The sequence below is a fragment of the Drancourtella sp. An12 genome, assembly GCF_002160935.1.
GTDB classification, from domain to species: Bacteria; Bacillota; Clostridia; order Lachnospirales; family Lachnospiraceae; genus Sellimonas; species Sellimonas catena.
In genome coordinates this window covers 54,222-74,590 of the sequence record NZ_NFLO01000002.1, presented here as the reverse complement: position 1 = coordinate 74,590, position 20,369 = coordinate 54,222, and the positions used below count along the sequence as shown (strand labels likewise).

The window sequence follows — 20,369 nt, the reverse complement described above, 5'->3', positions numbered from 1 at the left end:
CGTCCCCGATAAAGCGTATAAGATAGTAATTATTTATAGTTTATAAGGATTTATAGTTGAAACCTATTCTGCTTCGGGGTATAGTATTTGTAGTGTTTTATAGTATGTTTTAAATTTTGTATAGTTTATATTTTGTGTGATAAGTCTGATGGAGGAATGTGTTTATGGAGCTTCGTGTTCTTCAATATTTTCTTGCGATTGCAAGGGAACAGAGTATTGTTCATGCTGCCGAGTCGTTGCATCTTTCACAGCCGACGCTTTCTACGCAGATTAAAAACCTGGAGGATGAGCTTGGTAAGAAACTTTTTATCCGGGGTGGTAAGGGTTCCCGGCGGATTACGCTTACAGAAGAGGGGATGATTCTGCGTAAGCGGGCTGAGGAGATTCTCGAGCTTGTCCGAAAGACGGAGTCTGAGATCTCTGCTTCTGATGATGTTCTGATCGGTGATATTTATATTGGTGCCGGTGAGACTGACGGGATCCGGCTGATTGCGCGGGCGGCAAAGCAGATGCAGTCGCGTTATCCCGGCATCCAGTTTCATATTTCAAGTGGAAATGCTGTGTTTGTGAGAGAGTCTCTTGACAGGGGACTGATTGATTTTGGAATTGTTTTTGGTCCTGTAGATCTGACGAAATATCATGCTTTGAAAGTTCCGGTACGGGATATCTGGGGTGTGCTGATGCGTAAGGATTCGCCTCTTGCCGAGAAGGAATCAATCCGGAGAGAAGATCTCTGGGATCAGCCGTTGATCGTCTCCCAGCAGGAGTCCAACGGCGGCCAGGTGCTGCAGTGGTTGAAGCGGGATCCGGCTGATCTTCGTATTGTAGCCACCTACAATCTGATTTACAATGCTTCCCGGTTGGTCGATGAAGGGCTGGGCTATGCGTTTAGTTTTGACCATCTGATCAATACGACCGGAGACAGTACTCTTTGCTTTCGTCCGCTTGATCCGGCACTGGAGATAGAGATGTCAATTATCTGGAAAAAGTATCAGGTGTTTTCCAAACCGGTGGAAAAATTTATTTCTGTCCTGCGGGAATCTCTTTCTCTGGATGAAGCATAGGTTTCTTCTCCATTTTCCCCGCTTTATTTGACAATTGGATGTATTCTCTTTTATAATATAACTATTACATTTGTAAGATTGAAGGGAGGAATCTGTTATGACCCGTTTGCCGCAAATCTCCGAGGCGGAATTTGAAGTCATGAAAATCGTGTGGCAGCGTGCCCCGGTCAACACAAATGAAATCACGGAATGTCTGGAGAAAACGACATCCTGGAGTCCGAAAACGATTCAGACGCTGATCAAGCGGCTGGTCAACAAAGGTGCTCTGACCTACGAAAAGCAGGGACGTATCTTTGTCTACACTCCTCTGGTCGGAGAAAAAGAATATATCGGACAGGAGAGTTCTTCTTTTCTGAAGCGTTTTTACCATGGGGATCTCACCGAAATGGTTTCCTCTTTCCTGGAGGAGGACCGCCTTTCGGAAGAAGACCTCGATGAACTGCGTGCGCTTTTGTCCGGAACATCAAAAAAAGGAGGCCGCTGATCATGGAACGTTTTATGATACATTTTCTGTTCTGCAGCCTTCTTCTTTGTGGAATCATCGGTATCTTTTTCTTTCTCCGGACAGTATTCAAAACACTGCTTGTCGGACGGATGCGGTACCATCTCTGGCTTGTGCTGCTTATACTGTCTGCCATTCCGTTTCTTCCGGGTCTCCCTTTTAAATTTTCCGGAAATATTTTATGGTCTTTCCTGCCGTCAAACCATTCTTTTTCATTTCATGCTGTATCCGGAACAGGCCAGAATATGCAGCCTTACGTTGCTGCCGCCGGATGGATGAATGATTTCACGGAATCTGTTACACAGAGAACGCCGTCTTCTCTTTGGGGTTTTCTTTTTGCCGTCTGGATTGCCGGCGTCTTTTTTATGGGAATCTTTCTGATCCGTTCTGCACTTCGTCTCCATGCACTGAAAAACGCTTCCCTTCCTTTGCAGCATGAAAAAGCAAAAGCGCTGTATCAGTCGTGTCTGGAGGAACTGCACATCCGGCGGAAGATTCCCGTGTACAGCAATGCCTTTTTAAAGTCTCCGGTTATGGCCGGGGTCATTCGTCCCAGCATTTACCTTCCGATTCACCTGATCTCTGATTATCAGGAAAAGGATCTCCGGTATATTCTGCTTCACGAACTGTTTCATTACCGCCACTGGGATTCACTCATCGGACATCTGATGAATCTTGCGGGTATGGTCTACTGGTTTCATCCGCTGATGCGCCTTTCTCTTCACACCATGCGGGAAGACCGGGAAATTGCCTGCGATGCTTCTGTGCTGTCCCTGCTCGATGAAGCTTCCTATGCCGAATATGGGCAGACCCTCATCCGGTTTGCCCGGAAAACATCGCTTCATCCGTTTCCTTTTACAGCCGGACTTGGAGAAAATAAAAAACAGATCCGAAAGCGGATTCTTTGCATTGCTTCCTACCAGAAGCCTACACCCTTTAGGCGATTCAAAAACGGGTGCGCCTTTTTCCTGATCTGTCTCCTTTTGTCCGCATCGGTTCCCTTTCTTTCCTCCGATGCAGCGGCAGAAAATGCGGCGCTTCCCGAAAATGGAGCTTCCGGTACTTCATCTTCCCTTTCCGCCTATTTCCAGGGCTATGAGGGATGTTTTGTCCTGTACGATATGGAAGCGGACGACTGGACCATCTACAACGAATCCCTTGCCCGCAGCCGGGTTTCACCGGATTCGACCTATAAGATTTTTGATGCCCTGTTTGCTCTGGAAGAAGGGATAATCACTCCGGAACACAACTTTCTTCCACAGCCGGATGAATCGTATCCATTTGAAGAGTGGAATCAGGATCAGACACTGCAAAGTGCAATGACCTCCTCCGTCAACTGGTATTTTCAGAATCTGGATCATCAGATGGGCGCATCCGTCCTGCGTTCCTACCTGCATCAGATCGGCTATGGAAATGAATCCCTTCAGGGAGATCTTTCTTCTTACTGGATGGAATCTTCTCTGAAAATTTCTCCGGTGGAGCAGGTGCAGCTTCTTGTTTCATTTTATTACAACGACTGGAATTTCGATCCGTCACATATTGAAACGGTCAAAGATGCTATCTGCCTTTCCTCATCTTCGGGAACTGCCCTTTATGGAAAGACGGGAACCGGACAAGTAAACGGACAGAACATCAACGGCTGGTTTGTCGGTTTTGTAGAGTCTTCCGGGCACCCGGTCTTCTTTGCATCAAACCTTCGGGGCAAAGATGCAGCCGGAAGCGCAGCAGCATCCATCACCCTTTCCATCTTATCGGATCTGGGGATTTATTCTGATGAATCCCTTTAAATTCACGCAAAATGAAGCGGACAGGAATATTTACTCCTTGTCCGCTTCTTCCCACTGTTTTCCAAGCCGGTACTGATATTCCGGCACTTTCGCAAGTTCCTCCTCGGAAATCTCATTTCCCAGATATTGGAATGTCCCGTCATCCGAAAACTGCACGGTGAGTTTATGGGTCATTGCATTGTCATTGCACGCTGCCATGCACACCGCCTGCACCGTCAGTTCCACGATGCCGTTCCCTTTTTCTTCTGCCTTTACAACTTCCGGAATGGAAGTTCCGAACGTAGTAGGGGAATAATTTCCGGTTCCAAGCCGTACCCACAAATAGGTTCCTGTCTCTGCATCGTATTCTGCACAGGCCCTGAGTTCATCTTTCGTCACCGGAAGATATTCCATGATCAGACTTTCAAATTCTTCCGCCTCGATCCCGTCCGCATACCGGTCATAATCTATGATCGTTCCATATTTCATTTCATAGAATGATTCAAATACTCCATTGTAATCCAGTCTGGAAAGATCGGACGTATTCCAGTTTGAACAAAGTAGATTATTTCCCTGATATCCAAGTGCCAGAACACACTTCCTGGAAAGTTCTCGGTACGTTTCTTCCATGGGCCGGATCCGTATCATGGTGGATGCGTCCACGACTTCCGTAACTTCCGGCGGCTGCGGCGCACACAACTCGTAGGAAAGCCATCCTTTTTCCGTGTAGTTCCACCATTTCACCCTTGTATAGGAAGTGGAAGAAATGACAGGTTCCCCGTCACCGCTCCACTCGGAAATGGTATCCACCACATACAGGTCTTCCCCGTCATACTCAAACTCCGTCCGGTTCAACCCGCCGCTGGACTTCACCTTATAAAGAACCATCGTTCCCTCTTTTCCATCCTGACAATCTGCCAGAAAGTCTTCCATCGTTTCATAGTTCTCCATTGTCGAATAGGCATCCGCGCCGGTTACCGTCAATCCGTCTTCCTTCAGCACCTCCTTCAGGGCGACAATCTCCTCATCGGATAATACTCCATCGGATGTATTCCCTTTATCCATGTTCTGATACTGACTGGAAATCAGCTCCATTGCCGCACTGCACTCTTCTTCTGCATCTTTCTCCTTTTGGGTATCCAGCGGAAGATTGTATCCCTTTTCCCACTGTTCTGTCTGCTCTGTTGCCTCAGCTTCTTCCCCTTTGCTCTGGCTGTTTCCTTTTCTGTCTCTGCTCAGCATGATGCCGCTCAGACCAATCAGCAGAATCAGGAGAACTATAAGCATAGCATATTTCCTGTAAATTTTTTTACTCCCCATAGTAATGATTCCACTCCTCCTCTGTGAGCCTTGGCTTATACCAGAAACTGGTCATCCCTTCCTCCCTGGAAATCACGCGGTTGGATACATACTGAAAACCCCCGTCTTTCATCGGGCGCACCACCAGTTCACTCTTCATGGCACAGTCCAGCATTTCCATCTCCCATACCGCTTCCACGGTAAGCTGAACCGTTCCATCCTCCAGTTCTTTATATCCGGTCACTTCCGGATACGGCCCGTATGGCGAGCCTCCATCATAACGCCCCCGCGGGCGGTAGAGAAAGGTGCCGCTCTCCGGTTGATACTTCATGTGTTCCCGGATTGTCTGCCTGTCAAAGGAAAAATAACTTTGCAGAACTTCTTCAATTTCTTCTTCCGGCACATGATATTCTGCCCCTTCCTTTGCTTCATATGGAACAATTTCCCCATATTTTGCGCGGCAAAGCCGTTCATACAGATCGTAAAAATCCAGTTCTTTGCTGTCCTGCTCCGTCCAGTCGGTAATCAGCAGATTATTCCGCTCATATCCGACAGATGCGAGATAGGTCTGGTAAGCCTCCCTGCATGTCTGATCCAACGGCTTGACCCGGAAGGCTTTTTGCCCCGGAGCGCCGTCGTATCCTGCCGGACGGGATTCTTCAAAAAACAGATATCCCTTGTCCGTATAATCCCATGAGGCCGCTTCAAATTCATGATAATAATAGACCTCCGGGTTGTCGTTCTCCCACCGCAGGGAAGATTCCGTCACATCTATGTTGCCATCCTGGGTCTCCAGATCATAGCGGATCCAGCCGCCTTCGTCCGTTACACAGAAAAACACCACTGAGTCTTCTTCTCCTTGTTCTGCGCTTTCGCAGAAGTCCTGGACCTGCCCGGGATGTACCATGTTAATCTGATTGTCCGTGTCAACCGCCGCATATCCCTGCTCCCCGATGGCCTGTATGATCTGTTGCTGAAATGCCAGCGTATCTTTTTCCCCTCTGCCTCTCTCCTCTTCGTAAATTTCCCGGAATCCCTCTGCAAGCTGTTCGGATTCCCTGGAAATCCGCTCTTCTTTTTCCTGTCTTTCTGTTTTTTGCTGATTTTCCTGCCTGTATCCGTCCTCTCTTTCCACGGCAATACTGCACCCCGCCCCGGCAAACAGAAGAATCCAGCCTGCAATCATCCACTTCTTCCAGCTCAAGAACTTCTCTCCTTTTCCATCTGTCACCACTGTAAAATATCTTCCCGGAAATGCAAGAATCTATCTGCTTTTCTTCCTTGTGTCTTAATATTACACTTGTAAGATTTCAAAGTCAAGAAGATTTCAACGGGCTGACTACGAATATTTCGCAGCAGCCCGTACCTCTTTTAGTCCTCTTCCCTTATTTGGATTACAGGCGTGTTCCTCTCTCCGGTCTGCTTCCGCACCCATTCCCGGATTCTATCCGCGGAGATCCTCTTTTCTCCAAACACTGCCCGGTCCGGCCGGAACAAAATTTCTGTCCCTGGTTCATGATCACACGGCTCACTCATAACCTCGTGCTGCGCGATTCCCCGTATATATTCCTGCCAGAACTCAAAGCCGTCCCGGTAAGTCCTGATCTTCAGTCTTTCACAAAGAGAATTCACTGTCTTCAGGCTATATCCCGCTATCTCCTCTGTCCGCAGACAGGCCGGCCCCGATAATGGATATCCAGAAAAGATCCTGTCCAGCACTTCCCGGTCTTTCTCCGTATTCTGTGTAAGCGGAATTCCCCTCCCATTATCTACAATTCGGACACTGCAATCAGAATGCAGTACTACCTCAATCTTCGTACAGAAACCTTCTTCCGCCTCTTCCAAAGACGTTCTCAGCACTTCAAATATCAGTTCATGCAGACTGTCTCCCAGATCCATCTGTCTTTCTTGTAATTCCATCGCCATCCTCCCATCGTTTTCATCCGGAATGCGGTACTGCGGCACCTTATACGAGACAAGATACCGTTTCGCCTTACCTGGTGCCATCCCGAACATGTCTGTAAATGATCTCGTAAAGCCCTCATGCGAGTCAAATCCATATCGAAGCGATACATCCAGCACCTTGTTTCCTTCTGCCAGATCAGCCAGTGCATGCTGTAGTTTTCGGATCCGTATATATCCGGTCACCGAAATTCCCATGATCCTCGAAAACAGTCTGCTGAAATAAAAAGGACTGTAGCCTGCAAGTTCCGCCAGTTCTGCCAGACTGATTTTCTCAGAAATATGTGTATCAATATAATCAAGTACCCTCTCCAGTCCTTCTGTTTCCATCTTCTTTCACCTCCCTATTCCCGCATGGTCTGGTCTTGCTAATTATTAGTTTACACGATGGGACTCCTTTTTTCTTGACCGGATATGTGCAGTTCCATTTTTATTCTTTGTTCCAGCGAATGCCAATGCTACACAGCAGCAGTGCAAGAACCAGAATCACCGCAAGTGGAATGACGTTCTTCATCCATCCTCCCGCTTCTGTCATCAGGCAATATCCCCATGCAGCCGGAAACGCATTTCCGATGACCTGCAGCGCGTTCGGGAGCAGTTCTTTCGGGAACAAAATGCCTGGCAAAAGAATCGACGGAAGAAAGACAAGCATCGACCACATGGAGGTCTTACTCTGATCTTTCACCATCAGACCGATCACGCCTGCCACGCTGGTCGTAACAACCAGAAACAGTACCAGTGAAACCACATATGCAGCCGGATGTTCCGGAAATTCTGCGTCAAAAAACAGTGGCGCAGAAAAAAAGAGAATCATACTCATGCAAAACAAATGTACAAACGCAGAAAGACCTGTCGTAAAGAATCCAAGCCACCCGGGAACACCGTTGGCTTTGTAAACCTGCCGGATCTTACTTCCGTAGATTTCCACAAGAGAAGGTGGAACACCGATGAGCGCACCCATGGAAACGCCAAACACGGTCATGGACTGGATCAGTGTCTCCTTGGCTTCCGGCATGACAGAAGTAAAAATGCCTCCCATCACCGCAAAGAACAGAAGCGGCACCAGATAGCAGGTAAGCAGAAGCGTCCGGCTCCGGATATCCATTTTCCACTGGAGCGAGACTCCGTAAAAGAATGCATTCATCCGTCATTCCCCCTTTGTGATTTTCATAAAGTGTTGTTCCAGCGATCCCCGGTCCACATGAAGATCCAGAATCGTCGCACTCCTCTTCCGGTACTGTTCCAACAGTTTCATCAGATCTGTTCCAATGTCTTCTGATTCGAACTCTTCCGTGCCATGTTCTGTCCGAATCGAAATCCGGTACTGCTTTCCAACCTTTTCACCAAGTTCCTCTACCGTTCCGAGAAATACAAGGCTGCCCCCATTTAAAATCCCAATCCGGTCACAGAGGCTTTCCACTTCTGCCATATCATGGCTTGTCATTACAATGGTCTTTCCATTTTTCCTCAGCTTTCGGATCAAACTATGAAGTGACAAACGCCCTTCCACATCAAGTCCTGCTGTCGGTTCATCCAGAAACAGGAGATCCGGATCCCGTATCAGGGCAAGTGCCAGATGGAGGCGTCTCTTCTGCCCCGTCGATAACTGATAATACTGCTTCTTTGCAAATTCCGGAATGCCAAGCTCCTTCAGCATTCCCGCATCCGGCACGCAGTGATTCCACTTTGCAAACAGCCGGACCGCCTCCATCGCCCGGATATGCTCTGGCAGTGATGCCGACTGCAGCTGAATTCCGGTTTTCCCTTGAACATTGATCTGTCCTTCGTCATATGTTCTCAGCCCCTCGATGCATTCCATGGCCGTCGTTTTACCCGCACCATTTATCCCCAGGATTCCAAAAATTTCCCCCTGATTCACACCAAAATTCAGATCTTTCAACACCGTATGTGTCCCGTAACTTTTCTTTAATCCACAAACCTGTACTGCTTTTGTCATGCATCTTCCTCCTGAAACGGATTCACTCCCAGCCGGGAAAAATAAACATCCAGAACCTGCCCGACATACTCATTGGCCATCGCCTGTTTTTCCTGCCATTTTGGATCCGTTCCTTCAAATTTTCCAACTTCCACCAATTTGGAGAGCATACTCAAATCCCCTCCGGTAAATTCCGTGATCATCTTCCAGTAAATCTCGGCAAAGTGCTGTCCCTGCTCGCTGTCGGCCGGAACTTTCGCTATGTAAAGCCGTATTGCTTCTTCCTGCAGCTTTTGAAACCGGTTCATAAAATCCGTTCCGCTTTCCCGGTCAAAGCGGCTTCGGATGTGCTCCAGTGTCTGATCATCAAAATGCTTGATCAGCCAGTAATACTCATTATTCATTTGCAGGTTTACGATAATATCCGCATACTTTTTGAAATCTACCGACTGCATCTGAAGCACTTCTTCCCGCAGAATGTCAAGCTCCCTCAATGATTCGGACAGAATTTCGATTTTCCGTCTCACTTCTTCTGCCTGCTGTGCCAGAACATCCGCCACCTCATCCGGCGTATCCAGCGGAATCAGACGGTTTTTGATATCCTGCAGGGAAAATCCAAGCTGTTTCAAAGATAAAATCTGGTGCAGACGGATTACATCTTTATCTGTATAAAGCCTCCGCCCGCCTTCACTGATGGAAGAAGGCGAAAGCAGTCCTTCTCTGTCATAGTGCTGTAATGTCCGGACTGTGACATTCATCTTCTTTGCCACTTCCCCAACGGTCATAAATCCCTTCGGTACTGCTCTTTGTTTTTCCATGTCCGTGTCACCTCCTGCTCCTAGTATACTTCATGACGTAACGTCACAAGCAAGCCCCTTTAAAAATTTTTTCTTGACCGCAGATCCCGTCTTATGATAGACTGGTGACTCGGAAAATTCAGGTCTTTATTGGAAACGTACATTCTCCCGAATGAATAACGAACAACACGATTTTTCTGCTGATTTATTATTCATTCATAAGGAGGATTTTTTATGCCAAGAACTAAAAAACAGGAACTCATTTTTTCACTTCTGATGGTATTTTTCATGGTTTATGCCATGATCTGCTACAATATTGCACTGAACATGGGCGGAATGAATTATGCCGTATTCGGAGCAGCCTTTCATGAACTGATCATCATGTACCCAATCGCCTTTCTTCTGGACTTTTTCTTTGTAGGTAATGTTGTAAAAAAGACCGCTTTTAAAATCGTAGACCCGGAAAAAGAAAATCCTTTTCATCTGGTGCTGGCAATCTCCGCCATTACTGTGATGTGGATGTGTCCGCTGATGAGTCTTGCGGCCACACTGCTGTTCAAAGATGCAGGAATCAACGTGATTCCGGTCTGGATCCAGACCATCGTGATGAATTTCCCGATGGCCTTCTTCTGGCAGATGTGCTATGCCGGACCACTGGTAAGATTCCTGTTCAGAAAGATCATAAGACAGTCATAAAACAGAAAAAGGTACTGAGTTCAAAAGAAAACTCAGTACCTTTTTTGCTATTTTACCGGAAACCGCCCACAGGACTTTTTCTCCGGACAGTAATTCAAAAACTCACATTTGGGCTTGCAATAATGATCTACAATCAGCTCCCATTCCCCTTCTTGACATTCCCGCCCTGCCGCCGTATAGTCTCTTATAAATACCAGATCATGGAGGAAATCAGCATTGAAACAGAATCAGCATCTTCTGACAATCAGCGAATTTTCCCGTATTTCGGAAGTGAAACGGAAAACACTGATCTTTTACGATACGATCGGCGTCTTCTGCCCCAAATACACTGCCCCAAACGGTTACCGCTACTATGCCCATGAACAGATTTATGTGATCTCAATGATTCAGATTTTAAAAGAACTGGGGATTCCTCTCTCGAAAATCAAAGACTATACAGCTGATATCACACCCGGACATGCCCTGTCCTTTCTGAAAGAACAGCAGCAAAACCTGACTGAAAAAATCCGAAGCCTCCAGTCTGTACAAGGTATGCTGGAGGAACGGCTCGTCCGGCTGGAGGAGGGAACATCCATGGATACCCGTAACGTACAGCTCCTTTCTTTTGAGGAAACACTGATTTTTCAGAGCACACCCTTCGAAGCGGACCGGCAGGCCATTCCGGATGAAATCTGGCTTGATTTCTATCTGCACTGCAAGCAGAACCACGTCACCTTCGGTTATCCCGAAGGTTATCTGACTGCCAGAGAACAGCTCAAAAAACAAGAGACAAAAACTGTCTCCCGAATTGTCGCCTTTGTAAAGGATGCTTCCCTTGCAAACGCCAGCATCCCTGCCGGATTATTTGCGGCCGCCTGCGGTCCGGGTTCTCTGGAGGATACGGATTCCATTTACGAGCGGCTCTTTTCTTTCATTCGTGAAAATCGGCTGGAAATCATCGGAGATGCCTGCGAGGAACGTCTCATTGACGAAGTCGGAAGCTCCGAAAAAAAAGGACAGATTACGAGAGTTCGAATTCCAGTCCGTTGTTTCAAATGATTAGAAACTTCGGGATTCCATTTTCCGGCTCTTTCCACAATAAATGGACGATCCCTTGAAATTTGAGTCTTTTCAGAGTCTCAATCCTTCCTGGAATCGTCCCATCTCTTTAAACATCATGATTTATGCAAAGCATACTACTGAAAAAATGATTGATGCAAACATAAATAAGAGTCCGCCTATTCGCATAAATGCAATATATAAATCCGTTGGTTCTCCATCTTTCACAGTAAAACAATTTTCTATTTTCCAAAGCAGCTTCGGATTGATTAACATAAGCAAGCCTAAAAGGAATAAAATGACCGGCCAGATAAAATTGATATCCTTCATTTCCCACTCTCCCGCAAATGATTGTATTTCTCACAGAAACAGCGCCTACTCCACATTTGAAAGCCTTTCTCCTATACAAAGGTTTATATAAGAAAATTATAATGGATTTCATCATACTGCGTCAACAGGCGGAAATTCTATCTGATTACCTATCTTTTTGTCCGACTATCGTTTCAGCATGGCCGCCATGCCCGGCACGATCTCTTTGATCACAATTCCGGATGTATTGACGCACAGATCGAAATTCAGCTTGTCTCCACATTTGTGTCCGGTATAGAATTCATAATATTTTGCACGCTTTTTATCAATACCGAGGATGTGCTGCTTTAATTCCTTGTCTGTCATCTCTTCCTCTTCCGGAGCCTTCGCACGGCACCTTGCCATCCTGCTTTCCATATCCGCATAGACAAAGATCCGCATCGGCCGGTATTCTTTCAGGATATAATCCGCACACCGCCCGACAATCACGCAGTCCGATTTCAACGCCATCTCTTTGATAATCCGAAACTGTTCCTGAAAGACAGCCATGCTCTGCTCAAACACCGGGCTGACCGCCGGATAAAAGCTCCTTCCGATATGAATCGGGAAAGAAAAGGACGGCCGGTGTTCTATCACCGCCTGAACGTACTGTTCCGACAGGCTGGTGCGGTTCGCAATCTCGGTAATAATCTCCTGATCGTAGTAGGCAATCCCCATCTCCTCGGAGAGCCTCCGGCCAAGTTCGCGCCCGCCGCTTCCAAATTCACGTCCAATCGTAATGATCCGCTTCATACTCATTCCTCCTTCACGCTTAATTTCTTTGTATATTTGATCATCTCACAGATGACATAAACCGCAACTACCAACTCCGTAACCGGCATCGCAAACCAGACGGCATTTCCGCCCGCTGCGGCCGGAAGCACATAGATCAGAATTCCGCTGATGACAAGCCCTCTTGCCACCGAAACGATAAACGCTGTCCTTGGCTGCATCAGAGCCTGGAAATAATAGGTGGAAAAGATATTCAGCGGCAGCAGCAGGAAGGAAATTCCATAGCAACGGAAAATCGTCGGCGCAATCGCAAGAACTTCTTTCGTCGGGCTCATGAAGAAACGGATAAACTGTTCCGGGAAAAAGATGCAGAGCCCCGTCCACAAGATTCCAAAAAAGGCCGCCGTTCCAAGCGCGTACTTGAGCGTCTGGCGGATCCGTCCGCCCTTTCCTGCTCCAAAATTCGTGGAAATGATCGCTGCGAGGCCTGTCCCACACTGTAGGCACAACACTGCGCGAAGGTACTGATATTGACCATCACCCCGTAGACCGCAAGCGCGTTTGTTCCGAGGTAAATCACAATCTGACGGTTGAACAGGATCGTCAGAATTCCCATCGCCACATCGATGAAAAAGGTGGAAAATCCCGTTACCGTAATCTCCTTTAATTTCCACAGAAGCCGCGTCGGCTTCACAAGGCGGAGTGTATTCTTCTTCGTCAGGAAATGGGTCAGCATGACAAGAAAGCTGATGGCAGAGCCGATCGCTGTCGCAAGTCCGGCACCGAACGCACCCATATCACACGCAAACACGAAGAAATAGTCCCCGAAAATATTGAAAATTCCGCCGGCAAGCACGGCTCCGGTAGCAAGGGCCGGATTCTTGTCATTCCGCAGATAGGCCGCCAGCATCTGGTTAAACAGAAAACATGGAATAGCCGTTTTAATCGGGCGCACATATTCTCTTGCAAGTGTCAGCGTATTATCCTGCGCTCCGAATGCAACTAAAAGCTGTCTGTCAAAAAAGATAATTCCCATCCAGACAATTACCGCAAGGATCACCGAGCCGATCACCGATGCCGTGAAATACTCGTTGGATCTTCGTAGTTCTTCCTCACCCCCGCTTTTTCCCCGGATCATACTGAAAAGAACCGATCCGCCGATTCCCATCAGAAGTCCCAGACTGTAAATAATATTCCAGACCGGCGCCACCACCGCAAGGGCAGCCGATCCTTCCGGCCCATGGTACTGCCCCACCATCGCCATGTCAACAATCGAATAGATCGATGTGATGAGGGCACTTCCAAATGCCGCTGCCAGATACTTAAAATAAATAGTTTTGATTTTCCCGTTCAGAAAATCCATCCTCTCATCCCCCTGTTCTGAATTGTATTCTCATGGAAAAAGCCGGATAAGAAACAAGTATCTTAACTCATCTCTTATCCGGCTCATCATTTCCTCTGAATGATTTCCCCTCCGTAGACGGACATTTCAGACCGCCCCTTATCCGGCCGGACACAGTCAGCGCTGTACCAGCCCTCCGAGAAACTGTAAGTAGTTTAACATGGGCGTGGAGGAATTGTCAAATATGGAGCTTCCTGTGTACTTATGAAAATCAAGCTAAAATATTAGCCATCCCTTGCTTTTTTTCCCATTTTAAGCTAATATATTAGCTATGATCAATTACAATTTTTTAACCAAAACACCACGGGAAATCGATCAGCTCATTGCGTCGCGCATCCGCAGCATCCGTAAAAGACGCAAAATTTCACAGAAAAGACTGAGCGAAAAATCAGGAGTAAGCCTGGGGTCTGTGAAGCGGTTTGAGCAAAACGGTGAGATCTCGCTGATTTCCCTCACCAAAATTGCAATCGCACTGGAAATCGAAGGAGAGCTGGAAGACCTGTTTGAGGAAGTTCCTTTTCTCTCTATAGAGGAGGTGGCATATGCCAAAGATTGAACGTCTTCATGTTTTCTATCACGACCGAAAAGTCGGGACAATGATGCAGTATCAGAAACATCTGGCCGCATTTGAGTATGACCATGAATGGCTGGCTGACGGTTTTCCTGTCAGTCCCTTTTCTCTTCCACTGGAAAAGAAAGTATTTCTTCCTAAGATCGATCCGTTTGAAGGTCTTTTTGGCGTATTTGCCGACAGTCTTCCGGATGGATGGGGACGTCTGCTTGTGGACCGGCTGATGCTACGAAATCAAATCAACCCGCATGAAATTGGCAGTCTGGATCGTCTTTCCATTGTAGGGAGCTCCGGTATGGGTGCATTGACATATGAGCCGGATACGCATCTGGATTCCGAACAATCCCAAATGGATCTGGACCAGATTGCAGCCGAATGCAGCCGTATTCTGCGCACTGATTATTCAGAGAATCTGGACGAGCTTTTCCGTCTTGGAGGCTCATCCGGCGGTGCCCGCCCTAAAATTCTTACGGACATAGACGGCGAAGACTGGATCATCAAGTTTCCCTCCTCTGTGGACCGCGGGCAGATCGGGCGTCAGGAATACGATTATTCTCTTTGTGCAAAAGAATGTGGAATTAAAATGGAAGAAACAAGGCTGTTTCCTTCCAGACTTTGTGATGGATATTTTGGGACGAAACGGTTTGACCGGAAACATCAGCAGGGCAAAAGTGTTGAGCGGATTCATATGATTTCTGTCAGTGCTTTACTGGAAACATCCCATCGTATTCCAAATCTGGATTATGATATCCTTATGAAACTCACTCTGGAATTAACGGAAGATTTTGAAGAAGTAGAAAAGCTTTACCGCTTGATGTGTTTCAATGTATTTGCTCACAACAGAGACGACCACTCCAAAAACTTCTCTTATCTGTATCTGGAAGAGGAGGATCGATTCGTCCTGTCTCCTGCATACGACCTCACTTACAGCTACTCTCTGGGAGGAGAGCATGCAACAACAGTTCATGGAAACGGAGCGAATCCCGGAATGGATGATGTCCTTGCTGTTGCTGATACAATCGGTATTGACCGCCGTAAGGCAAAGCATATCGCAGAGAATATCCATGAGTGTGTAAACGAGCGTCTTTCCATTTATCTCCGAAATCCATCCTGATACAAAAACGATCCCGGATCCGCCATAACCATTACGGCGAACCCGGGATCTTCATTTTTCTATTCTTACATAAAACTGCTGATCAGTCCAATCAGGGCGAGGCACCAGAGAACTGCGGCTGCCACAAGAAGTGCCGGGCTTGTCCGTTTTTCAACGATGCTTCTTGTCTCTTTGTCATAGAAAAGTTTCATTTCCCTTCCGACTTTGTAGACATTCGGACGGCTGGAATTGTAGCTGCTGAGGAAAATCTTTTCTTTTCCGTCCAGTGTGCACCGGATCAGCGGATAATAAGACTCTACCGGCTTGGAAAACCTTTTATTGTCCCCGGTCCGGTAATAGAGAACATCCACAATTTCTCCCTGAATTTCTGTCAGGTTTCTTCCCCTTTCTTTCATATAAGAGAAAAAGGTAATGCATCCGGCAAGTATAAGAAGTACAGTCAGTACAAGAGATCCTTCTTTCTTTCCCGCATTCTGGTAAACTACCGGAAATACAGCAAGTGCCATCCCGGCGAAAGCTATCAATATGGCAATGCCAAGCGAGATGGATTTATTACTGACCATCGTGATCTGTCCGCCATTTTGCATCAGCTGGATTTCTTCTCCCTTTTCGTACTCTGTTGTACTTTTTATCTTGTGGTTAAATGTCTTATTCTGTGTTCTGCACTGCACCTGAAGTTCATAATAATGCTGGATCAGCCGGTCCTCTTTATCTCTTCGTTCCACCAGCTTTGCATTCAGAACTTTTCCTTTGAAAACCATACCAGGTCTTTTCATTCTGAAATGTCCCCTTATGTTGGTCGTGCCAAGAACAAATACCGCTGCACCGATCAGTACAAGCACGATTGTCTGGTAAGTAAAAGATCCCATAGCCTTTTCTCCTTTGTTATATTTCCGAAAAGAATCCGCCGTCTTTCAGGCATGTCTCATAGGACGTAATCACAGGATATCCGCTTCCGGTTTCCTGCATATCATGTTTCCGGTTTTCCGGCGCCGGATGATACCAGATCCCGTAAAGTCCGCTTTTTTCTGCGCCTTCCACATCCTTTTTCAGGCTATCTCCGATAAAAACACATTCCTCTGCCTTACATCCGGCCTTCTCCACACAGAGCCGGAAAAACTCCGGCGACGGCTTTTCCGCTCCTGCCTCTTCGCTTGTAACGATAAAGGAGAGCTGATCCAGCACGCCCAGCTTCTCCAGCTTTTTGAACTGGATGTATGCTGTCATATCCGAGCCGATCCCGATCCGGATTCCCCTGCTGCCAAGATCAAGAATAAGATCCTTAAGCCCCGGTTCCGGCTCCATCACAGCCAGAAGTGTATCCCAGTATGTATGATACATCTCCAGCGCTTTGGTCAGATCTACGTTTTTCATGGATTCCAGAAAGGTCTGGAACCGGATCAGCCGGTTGTGTATCGCTGAGGAATTCGTTCCAAGGCGGTCCAGGATGAGCTTCTGTGCTGCAGAAAGCCCTTCCTTCATGGAACCCGGTTCGAGAGAGAGTGCTTGATTCCCATACCGGAAAAGCGCCTCCATTGCTGCTGCATGCGCGCGGTCAAAATTATACATGGTATTATCGATATCAAAGATCACTGCCCGGATCATCCTGCCTCGCCTCGTTTCCTTTTCATTTTTTCCTTTTAGTTCTGTCCATAATATGCGTTTGCGCCGTGTTTTCTGTAGTAATGTTTATCCTGAAGATCCTGCGGTGCCGGTTTCACATCCGGATTGATCATCTCACAGCGGGCTGCCATCTTGGCAACTTCTTCCAGAACAACGGCGTTATGTACCGCCTCGTGGGCATCCTTGCCCCATGTAAACGGTCCGTGGTTCTTGCAGAGTACAGCCGGAACCGCCTCGTAATCTTTGTCTTTGAATGTATCGACAATCAAAAGTCCGGTATTTTTCTCATACTCATCAAATTCTTTGCCTTCCAGGCAGCGCGCGCATGGAATTTCACCATACATATAGTCTGCATGTGTTGTTCCATAGCAAGGAATTCCTCTTCCCGCCTGCGCCCAGCTTGTTGCCCACGGAGAATGGGTATGAACAACGCCTCCGATGTTCGGGAATGCTTTATAAAGCTCCAGGTGTGTCGCTGTGTCGGAAGAAGGATTATATTTTCCTTCAATTTTGTTTCCTTCCAGATCCATCACAACCATATCTTCCGGTTTCAGTTTGTCATAATCCACACCGCTTGGCTTAATTACAAAATACCCGCTTTCCCGGTCGATGGCACTTACATTGCCCCATGTAAATGTAACCAGCCCATATTTCGGGAGATCCATATTTGCTTCATAAACAACCTGTTTTAATTCTTCCAGCATTTCTTATTCCTCCGTAATCGTATATAATGCTACTTCGTCAATCTCGCGGTTTGTCGATACCAGCATATCTTTTCCATCTTTCACGTAGTGATATACATTGGCTGAACCACAGTCATGATCAATATATTCTACCTCATAGGATCCTTTTTCCCTGTTATAGAAGAAAGCCATCAGATCCCGTTTTCCTTTGCGGTGTCCCGTCACAAATGCCGGTTTCCCGCAGAGGGTTCCACCGTAAATAGAATGAAGGAATTCGCAGTCTTCACCGAATTCATAGACCATCTGATAAGCACCGTCCACCTTTTTGTAGAAGCGGATCTTCTCACCATGGAATGGTGCAATGGCAGCGATCTCTTTTACTCCGTCCCCGTCAAAGTCTACCATAACAGCATCGCTGGCCGCATCGGTCGTCAGGGTACGGATTTCCCATTCACTGTCCGGATCTGCAGGTGGAACAAACTGATAAATACCGTTGTCACAGGAGATGACACTTGTCTGGACTCCTCCATCCTCCACTCTGTAGTAGCCATGGTTTTTCAGCATATTGTCTTTTAAAACAGTCAGCTCCAGCTGATGTTCTTCATCGAATCCGCTTAAATCCTCCGGCAGAACTGCGACATAAACCTTGCCCGGAAATCTCCAGTCATCTTTGTATTCATAGCCGGACTTCAGAGCGCACGCAATCAGATATCTGACTCCGCCACGTTCCAGAATATCGAAGCGATGAACAAACGGAAGGTCTACCAGCGTTTTTACCTCCCAGTTTCCGTTTCCGTCCGGAGTTACTTTCACGATTTTTGCCTCTTTGGAATCGTTCGGAGAGTAAAATTTATGTGTTGCAAGAAACTGTCCGTCTGTTCCCGGTACCTGTACCATTGTCATAACTCCACCCGGTTCTTCCCAGACAACTTCTTCCTGATTTCCTTCCATATCGAAAAGAAGACATTTATCTACTTTCTCAGCCGCAACAAGGAAATGCTCTTTCCCTTTATAAAAAAGCGGCGCAATTGAATAACACTTTGTTAAATTTGAAATTACTTTTTTCTCTACTCTGATCATGCTTTCTACGCTCCTTTTGACTGACTGTCCAGAATTTCCGACATCATGTTATGTGCAAACTTCAGATCTTCTTTCCAGTTTTCGCTTCCCTTATACCAGAACTCTGTTACGTACCTGCGGATTCCCATCTCCCATGCCTTTTTGATGGCAGCTTCAAAATCCACATGGCCCGTTCCGTACGGAACCTCCCTGTATCTTCCCGGCAGTGTCTCTTTCAAATGCATGGAAGTGATATTTCCTCTTCCAAGTTCCAGATCCTCCAGAACGTCTGACTGATACTGAACCGCCGCATTTGTAAGATTTCCGATATCCGGATAGACTTTCAGATAATTGGAACCGCACAAAGTCACATACTTCATTGCTTTTTCCACTGTGTTCATAAACTCATTTTCCATTGTTTCCAGTCCGAGAATCACTCCCGCCTTTTCTGCCATCTCCGCGGCCCTTTTCAGATTTCTCAGATATCTGCGTTTTGTCTCAAGGGTGGACGGCCTGTAATAGACATCGTATCCCGGAATCATCACGACACGAACTCCAAGATCATCGGCAAGCCGGATCGATTTTTCCAGAATTTCCATACCTCTGGCGCTGAACTGTGGATCATCATTTCCAAGGGAATATTTTGTCAGGGCGCTGACGCACATCGTGCGGATCGGAAGTCCGGTTTCATACATCGCTGAAACCATCTCAAAACGCTCTTCCCCTGTCATATCAAGACGGCTGATTTTCTCTTCCGTTTCATCAATACTGATTTCCACGTAATCGTATCCTGCTTCTTTTGCGGTTTCCAGTTTTTCCCTCCAGGAAAGCTCCGGGGGCATGGCCTTTTCATAAAGACCCAATGAGTACGCTTTCATTCTGCTACCTCCTGTTATCAGATCCCGTATCTGCATAAAATCAGAGTGCTATTTTAAAAAGAAATCTCTCCTCACCTGGTGAACCTGAACGCCGTGCATCCGCATCTGTTCCAGTTCCTCCTCCGGTGCAAACTCATCCGTAATCAGATGTTTGACTTTGCTGATATCACAGCTTGTAAAACTGCTGCTGTGACCGATCTTCGTATGATCCGCCAGAATGTAAACTTCCTGGGTCGCATGCTCAATCATCAGCTGGTTGACATTGACTTCATTGGCGATTTCCGTTGTCATACCCGATTTCACGCTGATTCCGGAGCAGCCGACAAATGCCTTCTTTGCAAAAATATTCTGAAGGTTCCGGATCGCAAAATCTCCTACCATCGCTTCTTTCGGATACCGGAGTTCTCCTCCTGTGAGTATAATGCTGACACCGTCTGCTTCCTCGTGATTGATTGCTTTTCCATTGTTCGTAATTACGGTTACATTCCTGCTCTCCACATAAGAAATCAGTTTCAGCGCATTCTTGCTTGTATTAATAAAGATCGTATCTCCATCTTCCACAAGAGTCGCCGCGTACCGTGCAATCAGATCTCTGCACATGGAGATCGTATCTTTTTCTTCTGTCACTTCTTTCATGACCTTTGCGCCCCCGTAGAAACGCTTGACCAGGTTTTCTTCTTCCAGAAATCTTAGATCGCGCCGGATCGTAACCACCGATACATTCAGCCTTTCAGCCAGGTCATCTACGCGGATTTGAGGATTATGCTGCAGGAGTTCCAGTATTTTTTGTCTTCGTCCATCTACATACGCTTTTTCCCGTTTCATTTTTCCTCCTTGTCTTTTATAATATCGATTTCCGCTTGTTTTCAATTATACCATTGTATATGATTTTTTGTCAT

The 20,369-nt window shown here is 46.8% G+C and carries 22 protein-coding genes; 7 read left to right on the top strand and 15 right to left on the bottom strand.

The window, feature by feature from the left end:
* Positions 1-164: 164 nt before the first annotated feature.
* The 3 genes from B5E64_RS02710 (at position 165) to B5E64_RS02700 (ending at position 3,353) form a co-directional block, all read left to right on the top strand.
* Positions 165-1,064, top strand: coding sequence for a LysR family transcriptional regulator (locus B5E64_RS02710; protein ID WP_087167003.1), 900 nt, complete (start codon positions 165-167; stop codon positions 1,062-1,064).
* A 97-nt stretch (positions 1,065-1,161) separates the two neighbouring features.
* Entirely contained in the window at positions 1,162-1,548 is a 387-nt protein-coding gene (locus tag B5E64_RS02705; protein ID WP_087167002.1) for a BlaI/MecI/CopY family transcriptional regulator, read from the top strand.
* Positions 1,549-1,550: 2 nt separating this feature from the next.
* Positions 1,551-3,353: a BlaR1 family beta-lactam sensor/signal transducer gene (locus B5E64_RS02700; RefSeq protein WP_087167001.1), complete on the top strand. Its 1,803-nt coding sequence runs from the start codon at positions 1,551-1,553 to the stop codon at positions 3,351-3,353.
* Positions 3,354-3,383: 30 nt separating this feature from the next.
* Here the strand turns inward: B5E64_RS02700 and B5E64_RS02695 are convergent, their stop codons facing one another.
* The 6 genes from B5E64_RS02695 to B5E64_RS02670 form a co-directional block, all read right to left on the bottom strand.
* Positions 3,384-4,619 (bottom strand): DUF6070 family protein, encoded by a 1,236-nt coding sequence (locus B5E64_RS02695; RefSeq protein WP_140398813.1) that lies wholly within the window; start codon positions 4,617-4,619, stop codon positions 3,384-3,386.
* A gap of 22 nt (positions 4,620-4,641) precedes the next feature.
* The gene (locus B5E64_RS02690) at positions 4,642-5,835 is read right to left on the bottom strand and encodes a DUF6070 family protein (protein WP_242960068.1); all 1,194 of its coding nucleotides are present in this window, start codon (positions 5,833-5,835) and stop codon (positions 4,642-4,644) included.
* Positions 5,836-6,002: 167 nt separating this feature from the next.
* Positions 6,003-6,923, bottom strand: coding sequence for a helix-turn-helix domain-containing protein (locus B5E64_RS02685; RefSeq protein WP_087166999.1), 921 nt, complete (start codon positions 6,921-6,923; stop codon positions 6,003-6,005).
* 100 nt (positions 6,924-7,023) lie between these two features.
* Entirely contained in the window at positions 7,024-7,737 is a 714-nt protein-coding gene (locus B5E64_RS02680; RefSeq protein WP_087166998.1) for an ABC transporter permease, read from the bottom strand.
* Positions 7,738-7,740: 3 nt separating this feature from the next.
* A complete protein-coding gene (locus B5E64_RS02675; RefSeq protein WP_087166997.1) occupies positions 7,741-8,550 on the bottom strand; it encodes an ABC transporter ATP-binding protein in 810 nt (269 codons plus the stop codon).
* Positions 8,547-9,347, bottom strand: coding sequence for a MerR family transcriptional regulator (locus B5E64_RS02670; protein ID WP_087166996.1), 801 nt, complete (start codon positions 9,345-9,347; stop codon positions 8,547-8,549). Before B5E64_RS02670 ends, B5E64_RS02675 begins: the two co-directional genes overlap by 4 nt.
* 213 nt (positions 9,348-9,560) lie before the next feature.
* Between B5E64_RS02670 and B5E64_RS02665 the strand changes: the two genes are divergently transcribed.
* Positions 9,561-10,022: a DUF2798 domain-containing protein gene (locus tag B5E64_RS02665; RefSeq protein ID WP_087166995.1), complete on the top strand. Its 462-nt coding sequence runs from the start codon at positions 9,561-9,563 to the stop codon at positions 10,020-10,022.
* Positions 10,023-10,238: 216 nt separating this feature from the next.
* Positions 10,239-11,060: a MerR family transcriptional regulator gene (locus B5E64_RS02660; RefSeq protein ID WP_162610121.1), complete on the top strand. Its 822-nt coding sequence runs from the start codon at positions 10,239-10,241 to the stop codon at positions 11,058-11,060.
* 123 nt (positions 11,061-11,183) lie between these two features.
* Here B5E64_RS02660 and B5E64_RS02655 read toward each other — a convergent pair whose 3' ends face one another.
* The 3 genes from B5E64_RS02655 to B5E64_RS18725 form a co-directional block, all read right to left on the bottom strand.
* Positions 11,184-11,390, bottom strand: coding sequence for a DUF6199 family natural product biosynthesis protein (locus B5E64_RS02655; RefSeq protein WP_087166993.1), 207 nt, complete (start codon positions 11,388-11,390; stop codon positions 11,184-11,186).
* A 165-nt stretch (positions 11,391-11,555) separates the two neighbouring features.
* Complete coding sequence (locus tag B5E64_RS02650) at positions 11,556-12,161, bottom strand: cytidylate kinase-like family protein (RefSeq protein WP_087166992.1); 606 nt, start codon at positions 12,159-12,161, stop codon at positions 11,556-11,558.
* Between the two features lie 2 nt (positions 12,162-12,163).
* Positions 12,164-12,652 (bottom strand): MATE family efflux transporter, encoded by a 489-nt coding sequence (locus tag B5E64_RS18725; protein WP_330616853.1) that lies wholly within the window; start codon positions 12,650-12,652, stop codon positions 12,164-12,166.
* Between the two features lie 1,161 nt (positions 12,653-13,813).
* On the opposite strand from B5E64_RS18725, the gene B5E64_RS02640 reads away from it, so the two are divergent.
* Positions 13,814-14,098: a helix-turn-helix domain-containing protein gene (locus B5E64_RS02640; protein WP_087166991.1), complete on the top strand. Its 285-nt coding sequence runs from the start codon at positions 13,814-13,816 to the stop codon at positions 14,096-14,098.
* The gene (locus B5E64_RS02635) at positions 14,085-15,227 is read left to right on the top strand and encodes a type II toxin-antitoxin system HipA family toxin (RefSeq protein WP_087166990.1); all 1,143 of its coding nucleotides are present in this window, start codon (positions 14,085-14,087) and stop codon (positions 15,225-15,227) included. The genes B5E64_RS02640 and B5E64_RS02635 overlap by 14 nt, the downstream gene beginning before the upstream one ends.
* A 65-nt stretch (positions 15,228-15,292) precedes the next feature.
* Here B5E64_RS02635 and B5E64_RS02630 read toward each other — a convergent pair whose 3' ends face one another.
* The 6 genes from B5E64_RS02630 to B5E64_RS02605 are packed head-to-tail and all read right to left on the bottom strand — an operon-like array spanning position 15,293 to position 20,295.
* Entirely contained in the window at positions 15,293-16,096 is an 804-nt protein-coding gene (locus B5E64_RS02630; RefSeq protein ID WP_087166989.1) for a hypothetical protein, read from the bottom strand.
* A gap of 16 nt (positions 16,097-16,112) precedes the next feature.
* The gene (locus B5E64_RS02625; RefSeq protein ID WP_087166988.1) at positions 16,113-16,832 is read right to left on the bottom strand and encodes an HAD family hydrolase; all 720 of its coding nucleotides are present in this window, start codon (positions 16,830-16,832) and stop codon (positions 16,113-16,115) included.
* A gap of 35 nt (positions 16,833-16,867) precedes the next feature.
* Positions 16,868-17,554 carry an L-ribulose-5-phosphate 4-epimerase gene (locus tag B5E64_RS02620; RefSeq protein ID WP_087166987.1) on the bottom strand — a complete coding sequence of 229 codons (687 nt, stop codon included), beginning with the start codon at positions 17,552-17,554 and terminating at the stop codon, positions 16,868-16,870.
* Between the two features lie 3 nt (positions 17,555-17,557).
* Complete coding sequence (locus B5E64_RS02615) at positions 17,558-18,613, bottom strand: hypothetical protein (RefSeq protein ID WP_087166986.1); 1,056 nt, start codon at positions 18,611-18,613, stop codon at positions 17,558-17,560.
* A gap of 5 nt (positions 18,614-18,618) precedes the next feature.
* The gene (locus B5E64_RS02610; protein ID WP_087166985.1) at positions 18,619-19,470 is read right to left on the bottom strand and encodes an L-ribulose-5-phosphate 3-epimerase; all 852 of its coding nucleotides are present in this window, start codon (positions 19,468-19,470) and stop codon (positions 18,619-18,621) included.
* A gap of 48 nt (positions 19,471-19,518) precedes the next feature.
* Entirely contained in the window at positions 19,519-20,295 is a 777-nt protein-coding gene (locus B5E64_RS02605) for a DeoR/GlpR family DNA-binding transcription regulator (RefSeq protein ID WP_087166984.1), read from the bottom strand.
* Positions 20,296-20,369 lie beyond the last annotated feature (74 nt).

Bases quoted from the DNA above. Each gene is read 5' to 3' on its own strand.
- B5E64_RS02680 (WP_087166998.1), bottom strand. From the start codon at position 7,737: ATGAATGCATTCTTTTACGGAGTCTCGCTCCAGTGGAAAATGGATATC.
- B5E64_RS02630 (WP_087166989.1), bottom strand. From the start codon at position 16,096: ATGGGATCTTTTACTTACCAGACAATCGTGCTTGTACTGATCGGTGCA.
- B5E64_RS02605 (WP_087166984.1), bottom strand. From the start codon at position 20,295: ATGAAACGGGAAAAAGCGTATGTAGATGGACGAAGACAAAAAATACTG.
- B5E64_RS02650 (WP_087166992.1), bottom strand. From the start codon at position 12,161: ATGAAGCGGATCATTACGATTGGACGTGAATTTGGAAGCGGCGGGCGC.
- B5E64_RS02610 (WP_087166985.1), bottom strand. From the start codon at position 19,470: ATGAAAGCGTACTCATTGGGTCTTTATGAAAAGGCCATGCCCCCGGAG.
- B5E64_RS02710 (WP_087167003.1), top strand. From the start codon at position 165: ATGGAGCTTCGTGTTCTTCAATATTTTCTTGCGATTGCAAGGGAACAG.
- B5E64_RS02640 (WP_087166991.1), top strand. From the start codon at position 13,814: ATGATCAATTACAATTTTTTAACCAAAACACCACGGGAAATCGATCAG.
- B5E64_RS02695 (WP_140398813.1), bottom strand. From the start codon at position 4,619: ATGCTTATAGTTCTCCTGATTCTGCTGATTGGTCTGAGCGGCATCATG.
- B5E64_RS02615 (WP_087166986.1), bottom strand. From the start codon at position 18,613: ATGATCAGAGTAGAGAAAAAAGTAATTTCAAATTTAACAAAGTGTTAT.
- B5E64_RS02635 (WP_087166990.1), top strand. From the start codon at position 14,085: ATGCCAAAGATTGAACGTCTTCATGTTTTCTATCACGACCGAAAAGTC.
- B5E64_RS02670 (WP_087166996.1), bottom strand. From the start codon at position 9,347: ATGGAAAAACAAAGAGCAGTACCGAAGGGATTTATGACCGTTGGGGAA.
- B5E64_RS02700 (WP_087167001.1), top strand. From the start codon at position 1,551: ATGGAACGTTTTATGATACATTTTCTGTTCTGCAGCCTTCTTCTTTGT.
- B5E64_RS02705 (WP_087167002.1), top strand. From the start codon at position 1,162: ATGACCCGTTTGCCGCAAATCTCCGAGGCGGAATTTGAAGTCATGAAA.
- B5E64_RS02665 (WP_087166995.1), top strand. From the start codon at position 9,561: ATGCCAAGAACTAAAAAACAGGAACTCATTTTTTCACTTCTGATGGTA.
- B5E64_RS02675 (WP_087166997.1), bottom strand. From the start codon at position 8,550: ATGACAAAAGCAGTACAGGTTTGTGGATTAAAGAAAAGTTACGGGACA.
- B5E64_RS02620 (WP_087166987.1), bottom strand. From the start codon at position 17,554: ATGCTGGAAGAATTAAAACAGGTTGTTTATGAAGCAAATATGGATCTC.
- B5E64_RS02655 (WP_087166993.1), bottom strand. From the start codon at position 11,390: ATGAAGGATATCAATTTTATCTGGCCGGTCATTTTATTCCTTTTAGGC.
- B5E64_RS02685 (WP_087166999.1), bottom strand. From the start codon at position 6,923: ATGGAAACAGAAGGACTGGAGAGGGTACTTGATTATATTGATACACAT.
- B5E64_RS02625 (WP_087166988.1), bottom strand. From the start codon at position 16,832: ATGATCCGGGCAGTGATCTTTGATATCGATAATACCATGTATAATTTT.